We start from the raw sequence: 13,863 nt of genomic DNA, 5'->3' as shown, positions 1-13,863 counted from the left end.
GTCGGCTCACACACCGGTTGTGGTTCTCGCACATCGACTGCAGTCGGTGTGCGAGCACCACGATCGGTGTGCGAGCCCTACAGCTCCCCTGCCAGCGGCACCTGCTCGATGGCAGGCGAGGTCATCCACTCGCGCAGGACGCGGGTGGCCGCGACGTCGTCGGCGTTGTAGGCGAGCAGCCGCTCGCGCTGCTGCAGGTCGGGCGTTCCGCCGTCCATCCCGACGGCGTCGCGGTACCAGCGCATGGAGTTCTCCCCGCCGGCCTCCGGGTCGCGCCACGAGAAGCCCGCGACCGGGGCGATCCGCTTGAGGCCCTTGCCCTGCGCGCACAGGAACCACTCGCTGACCACGGCGAACAGGTCGATCCAGCCGGGGTGGGCGATGAACTGCTCCACCTCGGCGATCGGGGGGATGCCGGGCAGGCCGGCGAAGCGGCTCGCCGAGGACAGCAGCCAGCGGTTCTCCGCCTGCTCGTTGTAGCAGTAGGCCGCGAAGCTGCGGCCGGTGGACGCCGCCTGCGCACGCACCCGGGAGAGCCAGGACCAGAACTCGGCGAACGAGCGGGCCTCGTCCTCGGTGGGCACCGGGTCCCAGGTGACGAACGCCCGGTACCCGTCGGGCTCGTCGCCCGGCCGTCGGCCGCCTGGGTGGCGCAGCAGCACGCCCCACATGTAGGAGCCGGCCTCGCCGAAGCTCTCCATGTCGATGTCGACCTCGACGTCGGCGCGGGGCACCGGCACCCGCGGCACCCGCCGCACGACGGTGAGCCCGCGCCGGCGGGCCCTGGCGAGCGCGACGAGGTCGGCGAACGGCAGCCCCGGCACCTCCACCGGGGGTTCGGCCGCCGGGTCGAGGGCGGCGAGCGCCTCGACCGTGCCGACCCCGACCTCGCGCAGCGCTCCCGCGAACTCGCCGCGCACCACCAGGCTGACGTCCTCGGCGCGCTCCAGCACGGCCTCGCACGTGGGCCACCACGGGCAACGTCTGCACTCGGTGATGCGGGAGGGCTCCGCGAGCGCGGGCGCGCCGGTGGCGGCCGCGGTGGCGACCGCGACGCGGTCGGCGAAGCGCGCGTCGTACTCCGCGAGGGTGGACCGCGCGCCCGGCCAGTGGCCCGCCCGCAGGTCGTGCCAGACGACGACGTCGGCGTCGAGGCCGATGACGCCGCCGTGGTCGCCGTGGCGCAGCTCGGGGGACGCGGCCCAGCCCGCGGCGTGCAGCATCCGGTTGAGGTGGGCGAGCCGCAGCAGGTCGCGCGGCTGCGACCGCACCTTGCGCGCGGGATCGGCCGCCGCGCGGCCGGGCCGCGGCTGGGTGAGCGGTGTGGTGAGCGCTCCGCTGCCCGGATCGGTGATCCGGTGGCGAACGACGATGACGGGGATGTAGCCGCCGCCGGGCAGGCGGACGAGCAGCTCCGCGCCGCCGCGGCGGCCCGCCTGCGCGTCGGGGGGAAGGGTGGCGCCCCACACGAACGGGGCGCCGTCGGCGACGGCACGGGCCGTGGCCGCGACGCGTTCCGGGCCGGGCAGCGCCGCCGGCACCGTGACCCACCCGGCGCCCACGGTGGCCGCCAGCAGGACGCCGACGCGCTCCCGGTGGGCGACGGCGTCGTCGCGGCGCTGCTCCAGCGAGGGATCCGGCAGCGCCCGCGGCGAGCCGACCGCGCCCGGATCGTGGTCGAGGTGGACGCGGCGCCGGCAGCGCGTCATCGCCGCAGCGTCGAGCACCGGGCCCCCACCGGTGGGCCCCACTGCCGGGAGCCGGTTCTCGATCGCCGTCACGCACGCGAGACTAGTGACCACGACCGACAGTCCGCGGGCGATCGGGCCTCCCACCCGGGTGGTCTGCGACCGCAGGGGACGCGCCGTGCCGCGGGCGCGCGCCGCCACCCCGATCCGCACTAAGCTGCCGGCAGTCCGGACCTGATCACCGGGAACGGGCGTGAGGAGGGCGAGCGGATGGGGCTCCGGCGACGCCGGTCGACGTCCGGCCGATCAGACGGTGCCACCGACGGGGCGTCCGACGTGACGGCCGGTGTGGCGGCCGTCACGAGCACGGCCGGTCGGGCGGCCCGCACCGCGGGTGCGGCCACCGAGAACGCGGGCGCGGAGCTCGCGGCGCGCGCCCGCAAACCGCTCACCGCGGCGCGGGCCAAGCGCATGATCGGCGTCGGGAAGGCCGTGGCGCCGCTGCTGGCGCCCTACGCGCTCGCCGCCGCAGGCGTCGCGCGCGCCCGCTGGGACGCCTACCGCGCCGCCCGGCTGGGCGTCGAGCCCGGGCAGCTGGCGACCTACGCCGGACCCGGCGGCGCGCTGCACGCGCGGCTCTCGCGCCTCGCGCAGGCGCTCGACGAGCTCGAGTCCGGCTCCGAGTCGGACACCACGAACGCCGCCCGCAGCTTCGCCGCCGAGACGCGCCCGCGCCTCGCGGACCTGGCCGTGGCCGTGCGGGCGGCCGAGCAGATGCCCACGACGCGGCGCCGCACCGCCTACCGGGCCATCGGCGGCGAGCTGGACCGGCTCGAGGTCGCCCTGCTGCGACACCTCGGCATCGCCACCTGACCCAACGGGTCGACGAGCGGTGCGGGAAGTCGGCACCCGATTCGCGACGGCGCCGTTCGTCCCAACCGGCCCGTCCGACCGCAGCAGCGGCACCGACCTGCGATCGCAGCCCGCGCGCCGGTGGGCGCGGGCGTGGCCCGTGGGCGACGCGCCGCCCGGCCGGCGGCTACCGTCGTTCCCCGTGACGAGCGGTCCTGGCGGTGGTGGGCTCCGGGCCGCCGTGATGGCCGGGCTGTGCGCGCTGCTCACGGCGACCGGCCACACGGCGGGCGGCGGAACCGCGCCCGACCTGGCCGTGCTGGCGGTCCTGCTGCCGCTGCTGGCGTACGGCCTCGTGGGCGTGGCCTGCCGCTGCCGGGGTGTCCCCGGCACCGTCGGGGTGCTCGCGGCGGGTCAGCTGGTGCTGCACCACGTGCTGGAGCTGCTGCACCCGTCCCACCACGCGGCGCAGGCCGCGCTGGCGCCGGGCACGCAGATGATCACGATGCACGCCATCGCCACCCTGCTCACCGCGCTCGCCCTGCGCCACGCCGACCGCGGCCTCGCCGCGTTGCTCGCGGCGCTGGGCCGGGTGCTGCCCCGCAGGCTCGCGCCCCCGCCCGCCGACCGTCCGCTCCCCGTGCTCGCCGTGCCGGGCCCCGCCGTTCCCGCGGCTCTCGCACGCGCCTTCGCCGTGGCCCACGCCCGGCGCGGGCCCCCGGTGACGTGCTGACCACTCCCGCACGTCCACCGACCTCCCCCCGGAGACCTCCATGTCCTCGTCCACGCGCCGGGGCGCGCTGCGCGCCGGCACCGTCCTCGTGACGGCCGCAGTGGCCGCCCTCGCCCTCGCGACGCCTGCGCTCGCGCACGTCACGGCGACGCCCCAGACCGCCGAGCAGGGCGGCTACGCCGTCATCGCGCTGCGCGTCCCCACCGAATCCGAGACTGCCGGCACCGTCGCGCTGCAGGTCACGCTGCCCGCCGACCACCCGATCACGTCCGTCCGGACCACGCCCCGTCCGGGCTGGACCGCGACGCTGGCGAAGGCCCCGCTGGACCCTCCGGTCGAGCGGCACGGCCGGATGATCACCGAGGCGGTGCGGAGCGTCACCTGGACGGCCGACCCCGGCGTCCGGATCGGGCCCGGCGAGTTCGCCGAGTTCCCGCTCTCGCTCGGGCCGATGCCGACCGACACCGACCAGCTGCTGCTGCCCGCGGTGCAGACCTACGACGACGGCGAGGTCGTCGCCTGGGACCAGCCGCCGATGGCCGACGGCTCGGAGCCGGAGCGGCCCGCGCCGTCGGTCACGCTCACCCCACCCGCCGAGGAGGCGGCCGCGGCGCCCGCCGCGGCCGGCACCACCGACACCACGGCCCGCTGGCTCGGCGGCGGTGGGCTGCTCGTCGGCGCGCTCGGCGTCGGGGTCGGCGCGGGCGCCGTGCTCCGCTCCCGCCGTACGACGGGGGCGACCCGATGACCAGCACCCGCGTCCTGCGCACCGTCGCCGTCACCCTGCTGGCCGGGCTCGCCCTGCTGCTCGGGGCCGCCCCCGCCCTCGCCCACACCCGGCTGCAGAGCAGCGACCCCGCCGACGGCGCGAGCCTCGACAGCGCCCCCGAGCACGTCGCGCTGACGTTCAACGAAACGATGTCGCCGGAGTTCAGCACCCTCACCGTGGTCGGCCCGGACGGCGCCCACTACGAGGACGGCCCGGTCACCGCGGAGGAGGGCACGATCAGCATTCGGCTGCTCCCCCTCGGCCCGGCCGGCCGGTACGAGATCGGCTACCGCGTGATCTCCGCCGACGGCCACCCGGTCACGGGCAGCGTCTCGTTCACGCTCACCACGCCCGGCCCCGGCGGGACGAGCGCACCCGCGGAACCCTCCGCCGCCCCGGCGGCCCCCGCCCCGCCCGCCGCGGCCCCGGCCGAGGACGGCGGCGGCGCGCCGGTGTGGCCGTGGGTCGTGGGCGCCGTGGTGCTGGTCGGCGCCGGCGTCGTGGTGGCCCTGCGGCTGGGCCGGGGATGACACCGCCGACCGCGGGTCCGCGTCCGCTCGACCGGCTGCGACCGGTCGGGTGGGCCGCGCTCGCGGTCGTGGTGGCCTTCACCGCGAGCGTGCTGACGGGCGCCCTCGCGAGCTCCGCCCTGCCGGTGCTGGTCGGCACGGCCGTCACCCGCTCCGGCATGGACGTCGCGGGCGTCGGCTGCGTCGGGCTCACGCTGCTCGCCGTCCTGCTGCCGGCCGCCCGCCGGCTGCCCGGATCCGCCCTGCGCGACCTCGAGCGCGTGCGCGCCACGTCGGACCGCGCGCTCGTCGCGCTGGCCGGGACCTGGTTGGTGCTGTCGCTGCTCGGCATCGCGTTCCGCACCGCCGACGCCTTCGGCCGGCCGCTCGGACAGCTGTCCGGCGGCGAGATCGGGAGCTACGTCACCGAGCTGGCGGGCGGGCGCGGCCTCGTGCTGGCCGCGCTCTGCACCGCCGCCGTGCTGTGCTGCGCGGTGCTGCGGCTGCGCGACCGCGCGCTCGTCCCGGTGCGGGTCCCGCTGGTCGCGGCGCTGCTCGGGCTGATGACGCCGGGCGTCACCGGCCACTCGGGCACGTCCGCCGACCACCAGATCGCGATCATGACGATCGGCGGGCACATCGTCACCGCGGCGCTGTGGGTGGGCGGGCTGGCGGCCGTGCTGGCGCTGGTGGCCCGGCACCGGGTGCTGCTCGACGCGGTGCTGCCCCGCTTCTCCCGGCTGGCCGGGTGGTGCCTCGGCGCGGTCGCGGTGACCGGCCTGCTCAACGCCCTGCTGCGGCTCGGCGCGTGGAGCAACCTGCTCGTCACCGACTACGGCCGGATCGTGCTCGCGAAGGTCGTCTGCCTCGCCGTGCTCGCGTTCCTCGGCAACCTCGCCCGCCGCCGCCTCGCGGCCGGGCGGACACCGGTGCTGCGCTGGGCCGGTGCCGAGGTGGCGGTCATGGCCGCGACGCTCGGCCTCGCCGCGGCACTGTCGCAGTCGGCGTACTAGCCCGGATTCGCGGACGAACGGCACGTTCGTCGGCCAGGGACAGACGAGAGTGCCGTTCGTCAGGGGGCGGCTGCCCTCACGAGCTCCGGTAGGCCTCCAACAGCCGCAGCCAGACCTCGCTCATCGTCGGGTAGGCCGGCACCGCGTGCCACAACCGGTCCACCGGCACCTCGCCCACGATCGCGACGGTGGCCGCGTGCAGCAGCTCGGCGACGTCCTGGCCCACGAACGTCACCCCGACGAGAACGCCGCGCGCGGGGTCGACGAGCATCCGCGCGGCGCCGTCGTAGCCGTCGGCCTGCAGGGACGAACCGGCCACCGCGATCGGCAGGTCGATCACCTTCACGTCCAGCCCCGCCTCGCGGGCCTGCGCCTCGGTGCGGCCCACCGACGCGACCTCGGGGTCGGTGAACACGACCTGCGGGACTCCCGCGTGGTCGGCGGTGGCGACGTGCTCCCCCCACGGGGCGTCGTCGAGCTCCTCGCCGGTGGCGCGGGCCCCGATCGCGGCCCCGACGATCCGCGCGTCGTACTTGCCCTGGTGGGTGAGCGGTGCCCGGCCGGTGACGTCACCGGTGGCGTACAACCACTGGCCCGCAACACCCGCCACGAGGCCGGTGTCGTCCACCTCGAGCGTCCTCCCCGGCTCCAGGCCGACGGACTCGAGCCCGACGGAGGTCGTGTTCGGCCGCCGCCCGGTGGCGACGAGCAGCTCGTCGACGACGAGGGTCTCCTCCCCCAGGTGCAGCTCGATGGCGTCACCCGCCGCCGCCACGGAGTCCAGGCGGTGCTCGAGGCGCACGTCGACGCCTTCGTCGCGCAGGGCGGCGGCCACCCGCTCACCCGCGAACGGCTCCAGTGCCGGCAGCAGGCGCGGACCCCTCTGCAGCAGCACGACCTGCGAGCCGAGCCGCCGGAACGCCTGCGCGAGCTCACACCCGACGACGCCGCCACCGAGCACGCCGAGCCGGGGTGGGACCTCCTTCGCCGACGTGGCGTCGCGCGAGGTCCACGTGCGGACCGCGTCCAGTCCGGGCACGGGCGGCACCTTCGGCACGCTGCCGGTGCTGACGACGACCGCGTGCCGCGCCGTGAGCGACTCGCGCCCGGCCGGGCCGTCCACCTCGACGGTGCGTTCCCCGGTGATCCGGGCGTGCCCGCGCAGGACCCGGATCCCGGCGCCGGTGGCCCACTGCACCTGGCTCTCGTCGTTCCAGTCGTGGGTGAACGAGTCGCGCCGGGCGAGCACCGCGGCCGGGTCGAACTCGGCGGTCGTGCCCGGGAGCCTGCGCAGCGCCGCGACGGCGTGCCCGGTGCGCAGCAGCGCCTTCGAGGGCATGCAGGCCCAGTACGAGCACTCCCCGCCCAGCAGCTCGGCCTCGACGACCAGTGCCGAGAGCCCGGCCCGCGTGGCGTAGTCGGCGGCGTTCTCGCCGACCGCTCCGCCGCCGATGACGATGACGTCCACATCCGCCGCGGCCGCCATCACGCCACCGCCGCCACGGCCTCGTGCACCTCGTCGTCGCCCTCGCGCAGCTCGAGGACCGCGCCCGCGGAACCGGGCGCGTCGAGCAGCGCGGCGAGGACGGCGGCGGTGTCGTCGCGGGTGACGCTGCCGTGCGGTACCGGCGGGGGCGCGAGCCGCACCCGTCCCACGCCGGGACCGTCGGTGAGGCTGCCCGGCCGCAGGATCGTCCAGTCGAGGTGGTCGGCGGCCCGGATCGCGTCCTCGGCCGCCCGCTTGGCGGCGACGTAGGCGCCCCAGACCTCCCCGCGCTCCGGGTCGGGCTCGTCGTCGACGCCCGCCGAGGAGACCAGCAGGTAGCGCCGCACCCCCGCCAGGCGCGCCGCCTCGGCGAGCAGCTCGGCCGCCGCGCGGTCGACGGTGTCCTTGCGCTCCACGCCGCTGCCCGGCCCGGCGCCCGCGGCGAACACGACCGCGTCGGCGTCCACGAGCACCGGGGCGAGGTCACCCGCCCCGGCCGACTCCAGGTCCAGCACCGCCGCCGTGGCGCCGGCGCGCTCGAGGTCGGCGACGTGGCCGGGGTTGCGCACCACCCCCGTGACGATGTCGCCGCGCCCGGCGAGCAGCGCCGCCAGCCGCAGCCCGATCTTCCCGTGTCCTCCTGCGATGACCACCTGCACGACGCGGACGGTAGTCGTGGTGGTCCGCCCGCGCGCGCAGGATGACCTGACGGAGCGCTAACGGTTCGGGCGGAGTGTCCAGACCACGGTCATGCGGGTGGTCTCGCGCCCCTCGGCGTCGGTGACGGTGACCGCGACGTCGAACTCCGGGCGGCGACCCGCATCGAGCTCGGCGAGCACGTCGGCGGCCGGGCGCTGCAGCAGCGCCTCGGCGGTGAGGGGCCCGCGGGCCACGGCCCGGTAGGCGATCTCGGAGCGGACGGGGAGCGGCGTCGCCCGCTGCACCACGTGCGCGAAGGCCGCCAGCGTGACCGCCCCCGACGCCGTCTCGCCCAGCCCGAAGATCATCGCGGCGTGCGGGCCACCCACGTGGTTGCGCAGGTCCGGCTCGTCCGGCAGCTGGACGAGCGCGCGCTCCGCGGTGGTCTCCACGAACTCGACCCCGACCGTGCGCGCCCAGGGGACGCTCTCCCGCATCGCCGTCCCGACCCAGCTCGTCTCCGTCACACCGGAGAGGTTACTGATCAGTAGCACACATGCCCGCCGCGCCCGGCCGGACCCGCGATCCCGCAGGTCGGAGCGTCGTCCCCGGAGCCGGAGGCCGAAGGCCGTGTCTGTTTTCTCAGCCCGCGGAATCGGCGCGGTTGTGACGAGCGGCACTGCGCGCGTGCAATCGGGAGCAGGGCAGCGACGCCACAGGGAGGTACGCCGGTGAAGGCCGTCCGGGTGCACGACTACCACGCCGACCCGAAGATCGACGACATCCCGGAGCCGAAGCTCGAGGGGCCCCTCGACGTGATCGTCAAGATCGGTGGGGCCGGGGTGTGCCGCACCGACCTGCACATCCTGGAGGGCCAGTGGGCCGCGGCGATGAGCCCGCAGCTGCCCTACGTGATCGGGCACGAGAACGCGGGCTGGGTGCACGCCGTGGGCGACGGCGTCACGAACGTCTCGGTCGGGGACACGGTGATCCTGCACCCGCAGCCCTCCTGCGGGCTGTGCCTGGCCTGCCGCCGGGGCAAGGACATGCAGTGCGTGAACGCGTTCTTCCCCGGGTTGAGCGACAACGACGGCGGGATGGCCGAGTACCTGCGCACCACCGCCCGTGCCTGCGTGAAGCTCGACCCGTCGACGAACCCGGCGGACGTGGCGGCGCTGGCCGATGCCGGGATCACCGCCTACCACGCGGTGCGCAAGGCCGTGCCGGTGCTGTGGCCGGGCACCACCGCGGTGGTGCAGGGCGCGGGCGGGCTCGGGCACATCGGCATCCAGTGCCTGGCCGCGCTCACCGCCACCCGCATCGTCGTGGTCGACCGCAACCCCGACGCCCTGGAGCTCGCGAAGCAGATCGGTGCCGACGAGACCGTGGTCGCCGACGGTTCCCACGTCGACGCGGTGAAGGACCTGACCGGCGGTGAGGGCGCCACGGTGGTGTTCGACTTCGTGGCCGAGCAGGGCGCGGAGAACGACGCCTGGGCGATGACCGCACCGGACGGCTACCAGTACGTCATCGGCTACGGCGGTGACTTCTCCGCCCCGACGCTGGACTTCGTGGCGAACGAGAAGAACGTCATCGGCAACATCGTCGGCACCTACACGGACCTGGCCGAACTGATGGTGCTGGCCCAGGCCGGGAAGGTCACCCTGCACACGAAGCAGTACCCGCTCGATGCGGCGCTGGACGCGCTGCACGACCTCGACGCCGGCCGCGTGCGCGGCCGGGCGATCCTCGTCCCCTGAATCCCGGAGGCCCACCACATGTACTCCAAGGACGGCGAGAACTACTTCATCGTCGACTCCCACATGCACTTCTGGGACGCGAGCCCGCAGAACTGGGTGGCCGGCCGGGAGAACCTGGCGAAGGGCTGGATCGACTGCTTCTACGGCTACCACCAGCTGGGCCCGCCCGAGACCCACTGGGACTGGGAGAAGTACTGCAAGTACTCCGAAGAGGACCTGATGCGCGACCTCTTCGACGAGGGCCACGTCGACGTCGCGATCTTCCAGTCCACCTACCTCAAGCACTGGTACACCGAGGGTTTCAACACCGCTGAGCGCAACCACACGCTGACGCAGAAGCACCCGGGGAAGTTCATCACGAACGGGCGCTTCGACCCGCGCGAAGGCGATACCGGGCTGGCGCAGCTGGAGGCGGACGCCGAGCGCTACCAGCTCAAGGGCGTGAAGCTCTACACCGCGGAGTGGATCGGCGACTCGCGCGGCTACAAGCTGTCCGACCCCGAGTGCTACCGCTTCCTCGCGCGCGCCCAGGAGCTGGGCATCAAGAACGTGCACGTGCACAAGGGCCCGACGATCTGGCCGCTGGACAAGGACGCCTTCGACGTGGCCGACGTCGACCACGCGGCCACCGACTTCCCGGACCTCAACTTCATCGTCGAGCACGTGGGCCTGCCGCGCATCGAGGACTTCTGCTACATGGCCGTGCAGGAACCGAACGTCTACGCGGGACTGTCCGTCGTGATCGGCGCCCACATGCACGCCCGGCCGCGCTTCTTCGCGAAGGTCATGGGCGAGCTGTTGTTCTGGGTCGGCGAGGACAAGATGACCTTCGGCAGCGACTACGGCATCTGGGAGCCGAAGTGGCAGGTCGAGGGCTTCGTCGACTGGCAGATGCCCGACGACGACGCGTACGGCGACTACCCGCGCCTGTCCACCGAGGGCAAGAAGAAGATCCTGGGGCTGAACGCGGCGAAGCTCTACGACATCGAGGTGCCGGCCGAGTGCCTGCCGAAGACGTCGGCAGGCGAGCAGGACCGGCCCGGCGAGCAGCTGCTCACCGAGGCCGCGGCGGCCGGTTCGCCGTGACCGCGCCGACCACCGCGCCGACCACCGCGCCCGTCGCCGCGGTGTGGGCCGCGCTGGGCACGGTGCACGACCCCGAGCTCGACGAACCCATCACGGACCTGGAGTTCGTGTCGTCGTGCACCGTGTCCGACGACGGGGTCGCGTCCGTGCGGCTGCGCCTGCCCACCTTCTTCTGCGCGCCGAACTTCGCGTGGCTGATGGTGGCCGACGCGCACGACGCGGTGGCCGCCGTACCGGGCGTCACCCGGGCCGACATCGCGCTGGACGAGCACTTCGTCTCCGCGACGATCAACTCCGGGGTCGCCGCGCGAGCCGGGTTCGTCGCGTCGTTCGCGGGCGAGGCGCAGGCCGAGCTGGACGAGCTGCGCGCGGTCTTCCTGCGCAAGGCGGCCCTGGCCGGGCAGGACCGGGTGGCCCGGCCGCTGGTCGACGCGGGCGCCACGCCGGAGGAGCTGGCGGACACCCGGCTCGCCGAGGTGCCGCCGTCCCCGGACCTGGACCGGCTGCGGGAGCGGCGGGCCCGGGTGGGCCTGCCGCACGGCCCCGACGCCCCGCTGCTGCTGCACCCGGACGGCGAGCCCGTGACCGCCGCCCAGGTGCCGCTGCACCTGCGGCGGGCGCGGCTCACGCGCGTCGGGATCGAGGCGAACGGCCACACCTGCCGGGACCTGCTCGCGAAGCGGTACGGCACGTAAGGTTCGCGGCGTGGACGTCCGCGCGCTGGTGTTCGACGTGTTCGGCACGGTCGTCGACTGGCGCGCGGGCGTCGCCCGGGAGGTGCGCCGGCTCCTGCCCGGCGTCGACGGCGAGGCGCTCGCCGACGCCTGGCGCGGCCGGTACGCGCCGTCGATGGACCGGGTGCGCCGCGGCGAGCTGCCCTGGACCGGGCTGGACGACCTGCACCGGGCCTCCTTGGACGAGCTGCTGCCCGAGTTCGGCGCGCCGGACGCGCCCGAGGACGTCCGGGCCGAGCTGGTGCTCGCCTGGCACCGGCTCGACCCGTGGCCGGACTCCGTGGAGGGCCTCACGCGGCTGAAGGCGCGGTACGTGGTGGCGTCGCTGTCGAACGGGAACGTCGCGCTGCTCGTCGACATGGGCAAGCACGGCGGCCTGCCGTGGGACACGGTGCTGTCGGCCGAGCTGTTCGGGCACTACAAGCCCGACGCCGAGGTGTACGACGGCGCGGCCCGGCTGCTCGGGCTGCCGCCGGAGCGCGTGCTGATGGTGGCCGCGCACGTCGACGACCTGGTCGCGGCCCGCAGCCGCGGCCTGCGCACGGCCTACGTCCACCGCCCGCAGGAACGCGGCCCGCAGGCCCCGCCTCCCCCGGCGGAGGACCCGGACGCCGATCTGTCGGTGGCCTCCCTCACGGACCTGGCGACCCGCCTGGGCGCCTGAAGTCCGGCCGTCAGCGCTGCACGGCGGCGTTGTCGGTGTCCCGGAACCCGATCACCTTCTTCACCGCGGACCGCAGCTTCTTGTCGGCCTTCGTCAGCGGGACGCGTTCGATGCGGTAGTCGCAGTAGTCGATCGGCACCGCGCCGAGGCGCTCCTTGAAGCGCGCGAGCGACTCCGACTCGCCGGTCTCGAGCATGTGGTAATGCGTGCAGCCTGCGGCGCAGGCGTCCTGGATCGCGGTCCAGTGCAGCAGGTCGTTGGCCCGCACCGGCCCGGCGACGTCGCGGTCCATCGCACCGCGGGAGTAGCTGGCGGTCCTCCCGAACAGCACGATGATCGATGCTGCCGGCGTGTCGCCGTCGAACGCGACGTAGTGCCGGAACGCCTCCCCCAGGTGCTTCGCGATGAGGTCGAACTTCCCGACCGGGTCGCGCCGAGCGGCGCGCCAGCGCGCCAGCGCGAGGGGCTCGTTCTGCTTGGCCGCCCACCGGTCGACCGACAGGTCGTAGTGCCGGTGGTAGATCGGGAGCAGGCTGCCGTCGCGGTCCAGCTCCACGCGGACGCCCAGCCGCTCGGCCGTCCGCAGGTTCCGGCGGGTCAGCGACCCGAGCCGGGCACGCACGCCGTCGACCCCGCCGACGAGGTCGAGGACGTGCGCCCTCCGGGGTGACGCGTGGACCTTCGGGTGACCGGCGATGCACTCCCACCCCTTCCGGAGGGGGTCGGGCCGGACGACGACCCGGACGGCCGGCAGCGCGGCGAGGTCACCGACGACGGCCCGGATCGCTCCCGCGTCGAGGTCCGGGCCGACGAGGCCGCCCAGTCCCCACGAGTGCGGGAGCGACCACAGCTGCCCGGGCACGCCCGCGAGGCCGGTCCGGCGGACGAGCGGGAGCACGAACCGGCGGCCGTCCGGGAACTCGTAGAGGCGGGTGGCGTCGGTGTAGGGGCCGCCCGCGCAGACGGCGTCGACCCACTCGGGAGCGTGTTCGGGCAGCGCCAGGGGATCCTCGGCGAGCACGGCCCGCCACTGGTCGCGCGGTGCCCGGGGGTGAACTCGCACGGTGCGCCGATCCTCCTCGATCGTCGGCAGGCCGGCGGGCACGCAGAACGTCGGTCCGGGACGTCCGTGTCCGCGGCGGCGTTGTAGTGGACCAGCCCACCCGGTCGCGCGCAACGCGAGCCCCGGCTCGCCCTCGTGCGTCGTCACGGTCGCCGGGGCCGCGCCACCAGCGCCCGGAAGCGGTTGAGCAGCACGTACCCGCCGGTTCTCGTCCGGTTGACGGCAAGGCGGTCCAGGACCGCGCGGCGGACGGCCCGGTCCCCGGCCCGGGCGGCTGCCGCCCGCCCGATCCCGGACGCGAGCAGCGGCCGGACCAGCGCGTCCGCGTCCGGGTAGGTGAACCGGCACTCCACCGGCTCCTCGGCGACGACCACGAGACCGGCGATGCCGACGACCTTGCGCAGCCGGGCCGGGTCGGTCAGCGGGGGCGGGCCGGACGGCGGCCTGCGGGGCGGCAGCCAGGGAGCGAGGGCCTCGCCGAACGCGCGGACGTCGCACTCCTCCTCCGGGCCCCAGGTCGTCACCGCGACGGCGGAGCCGACCCGGGCGGCGGCGCGCAGCACGGCGAGCGGGTTGGCGACGTGCGCCAGCACCTGCACGGCCGCGACCACGTCGAACGGGCCGGGCGGCGGGTCGTGCGCGTCACCCCGACGAAAAGTCGCTGCGGGCACGGCGGCGGACGCCACGGCCACCGCGGACGGGTCGCCGTCGATCCCGACGACCCGGGCGCCGCGGGCGACGGCCGCCGCGGCGAACGTGCCGGGCCCGCAGCCCAGGTCGAGGACCGCCGTTCCCGGCCCGACCCCGGCGAGGTCGAGCACCCGCTCGTGCAGGGGGGCACCCCAGCCCGGTGGCCCCTCGGACACG

At 75.5% G+C, this 13,863-nt stretch carries 15 protein-coding genes; 9 read left to right on the top strand and 6 right to left on the bottom strand.

All coding sequences use genetic code 11. From position 1 onward, the window contains the following. Positions 1 to 77: 77 nt before the first annotated feature. The gene (locus tag FB558_RS14905) at positions 78 to 1,709 is read right to left on the bottom strand and encodes a TM0106 family RecB-like putative nuclease (protein WP_142054239.1); all 1,632 of its coding nucleotides are present in this window, start codon (positions 1,707 to 1,709) and stop codon (positions 78 to 80) included. Between the two features lie 315 nt (positions 1,710 to 2,024). Between FB558_RS14905 and FB558_RS14900 the strand changes: the two genes are divergently transcribed. From FB558_RS14900 to FB558_RS14880, 5 genes are all read left to right on the top strand, one after another. Further along, on the top strand, positions 2,025 to 2,561 hold the full coding sequence (locus FB558_RS14900; protein WP_142053097.1) for a DUF6474 family protein: 537 nt from the start codon (positions 2,025 to 2,027) through the stop codon (positions 2,559 to 2,561). A 181-nt stretch (positions 2,562 to 2,742) separates the two neighbouring features. Next, positions 2,743 to 3,273 (top strand): hypothetical protein, encoded by a 531-nt coding sequence (locus tag FB558_RS14895; RefSeq protein ID WP_142053095.1) that lies wholly within the window; start codon positions 2,743 to 2,745, stop codon positions 3,271 to 3,273. 40 nt (positions 3,274 to 3,313) lie between these two features. After that, positions 3,314 to 4,021 carry a YcnI family protein gene (locus tag FB558_RS14890; protein ID WP_142053093.1) on the top strand — a complete coding sequence of 236 codons (708 nt, stop codon included), beginning with the start codon at positions 3,314 to 3,316 and terminating at the stop codon, positions 4,019 to 4,021. Next, positions 4,018 to 4,572, top strand: coding sequence for a copper resistance CopC family protein (locus FB558_RS14885; RefSeq protein WP_142053091.1), 555 nt, complete (start codon positions 4,018 to 4,020; stop codon positions 4,570 to 4,572). Before FB558_RS14890 ends, FB558_RS14885 begins: the two co-directional genes overlap by 4 nt. Further along, complete coding sequence (locus tag FB558_RS14880) at positions 4,569 to 5,564, top strand: copper resistance D family protein (RefSeq protein WP_142053089.1); 996 nt, start codon at positions 4,569 to 4,571, stop codon at positions 5,562 to 5,564. Before FB558_RS14885 ends, FB558_RS14880 begins: the two co-directional genes overlap by 4 nt. Positions 5,565 to 5,640: 76 nt before the next feature. Here the strand turns inward: FB558_RS14880 and FB558_RS14875 are convergent, their stop codons facing one another. Genes FB558_RS14875 through FB558_RS14865 form a run of 3 tightly spaced genes read right to left on the bottom strand, consistent with a single transcriptional unit; the run spans position 5,641 to position 8,216 of the window. Beyond that, a complete protein-coding gene (locus FB558_RS14875) occupies positions 5,641 to 7,050 on the bottom strand; it encodes a dihydrolipoyl dehydrogenase family protein (protein ID WP_142053087.1) in 1,410 nt (469 codons plus the stop codon). After that, positions 7,050 to 7,709 (bottom strand): NAD(P)H-binding protein, encoded by a 660-nt coding sequence (locus tag FB558_RS14870; RefSeq protein ID WP_142053085.1) that lies wholly within the window; start codon positions 7,707 to 7,709, stop codon positions 7,050 to 7,052. Before FB558_RS14870 ends, FB558_RS14875 begins: the two co-directional genes overlap by 1 nt. Positions 7,710 to 7,766: 57 nt before the next feature. Beyond that, a complete protein-coding gene (locus FB558_RS14865; protein WP_246106438.1) occupies positions 7,767 to 8,216 on the bottom strand; it encodes a DUF4442 domain-containing protein in 450 nt (149 codons plus the stop codon). 204 nt (positions 8,217 to 8,420) lie between these two features. Here FB558_RS14865 and FB558_RS14860 point away from each other — a divergent pair, with 204 nt between their 5' ends. Genes FB558_RS14860 through FB558_RS14845 form a run of 4 tightly spaced genes read left to right on the top strand, consistent with a single transcriptional unit; the run spans position 8,421 to position 11,933 of the window. Continuing rightward, positions 8,421 to 9,449, top strand: a complete 1,029-nt coding sequence (locus tag FB558_RS14860; protein WP_142053083.1) for an NAD(P)-dependent alcohol dehydrogenase — start codon at positions 8,421 to 8,423, stop codon at positions 9,447 to 9,449. 18 nt (positions 9,450 to 9,467) lie between these two features. After that, positions 9,468 to 10,535 (top strand): amidohydrolase family protein, encoded by a 1,068-nt coding sequence (locus FB558_RS14855; RefSeq protein WP_142053082.1) that lies wholly within the window; start codon positions 9,468 to 9,470, stop codon positions 10,533 to 10,535. Continuing rightward, positions 10,532 to 11,230, top strand: a complete 699-nt coding sequence (locus FB558_RS14850) for an iron-sulfur cluster assembly protein (RefSeq protein ID WP_142053080.1) — start codon at positions 10,532 to 10,534, stop codon at positions 11,228 to 11,230. The genes FB558_RS14855 and FB558_RS14850 overlap by 4 nt, the downstream gene beginning before the upstream one ends. Before the next feature lie 10 nt (positions 11,231 to 11,240). Next, the gene (locus FB558_RS14845) at positions 11,241 to 11,933 is read left to right on the top strand and encodes a haloacid dehalogenase type II (protein WP_142053078.1); all 693 of its coding nucleotides are present in this window, start codon (positions 11,241 to 11,243) and stop codon (positions 11,931 to 11,933) included. A 10-nt stretch (positions 11,934 to 11,943) separates the two neighbouring features. Here FB558_RS14845 and FB558_RS14840 read toward each other — a convergent pair whose 3' ends face one another. Then, positions 11,944 to 12,996 carry a GNAT family N-acetyltransferase gene (locus FB558_RS14840; protein WP_142053076.1) on the bottom strand — a complete coding sequence of 351 codons (1,053 nt, stop codon included), beginning with the start codon at positions 12,994 to 12,996 and terminating at the stop codon, positions 11,944 to 11,946. Between the two features lie 143 nt (positions 12,997 to 13,139). Then, positions 13,140 to 13,862 carry a class I SAM-dependent methyltransferase gene (locus tag FB558_RS14835; RefSeq protein WP_142053074.1) on the bottom strand — a complete coding sequence of 241 codons (723 nt, stop codon included), beginning with the start codon at positions 13,860 to 13,862 and terminating at the stop codon, positions 13,140 to 13,142. Position 13,863 lies beyond the last annotated feature (1 nt).

It is taken from the genome of Pseudonocardia kunmingensis (assembly GCF_006716445.1).
GTDB lineage: Bacteria > Actinomycetota > Actinomycetes > Mycobacteriales > Pseudonocardiaceae > Pseudonocardia > Pseudonocardia kunmingensis.
The sequence above is the reverse complement of the archived record's forward strand: the minus strand, read 5'-3'. Positions and strand labels throughout refer to the sequence as shown.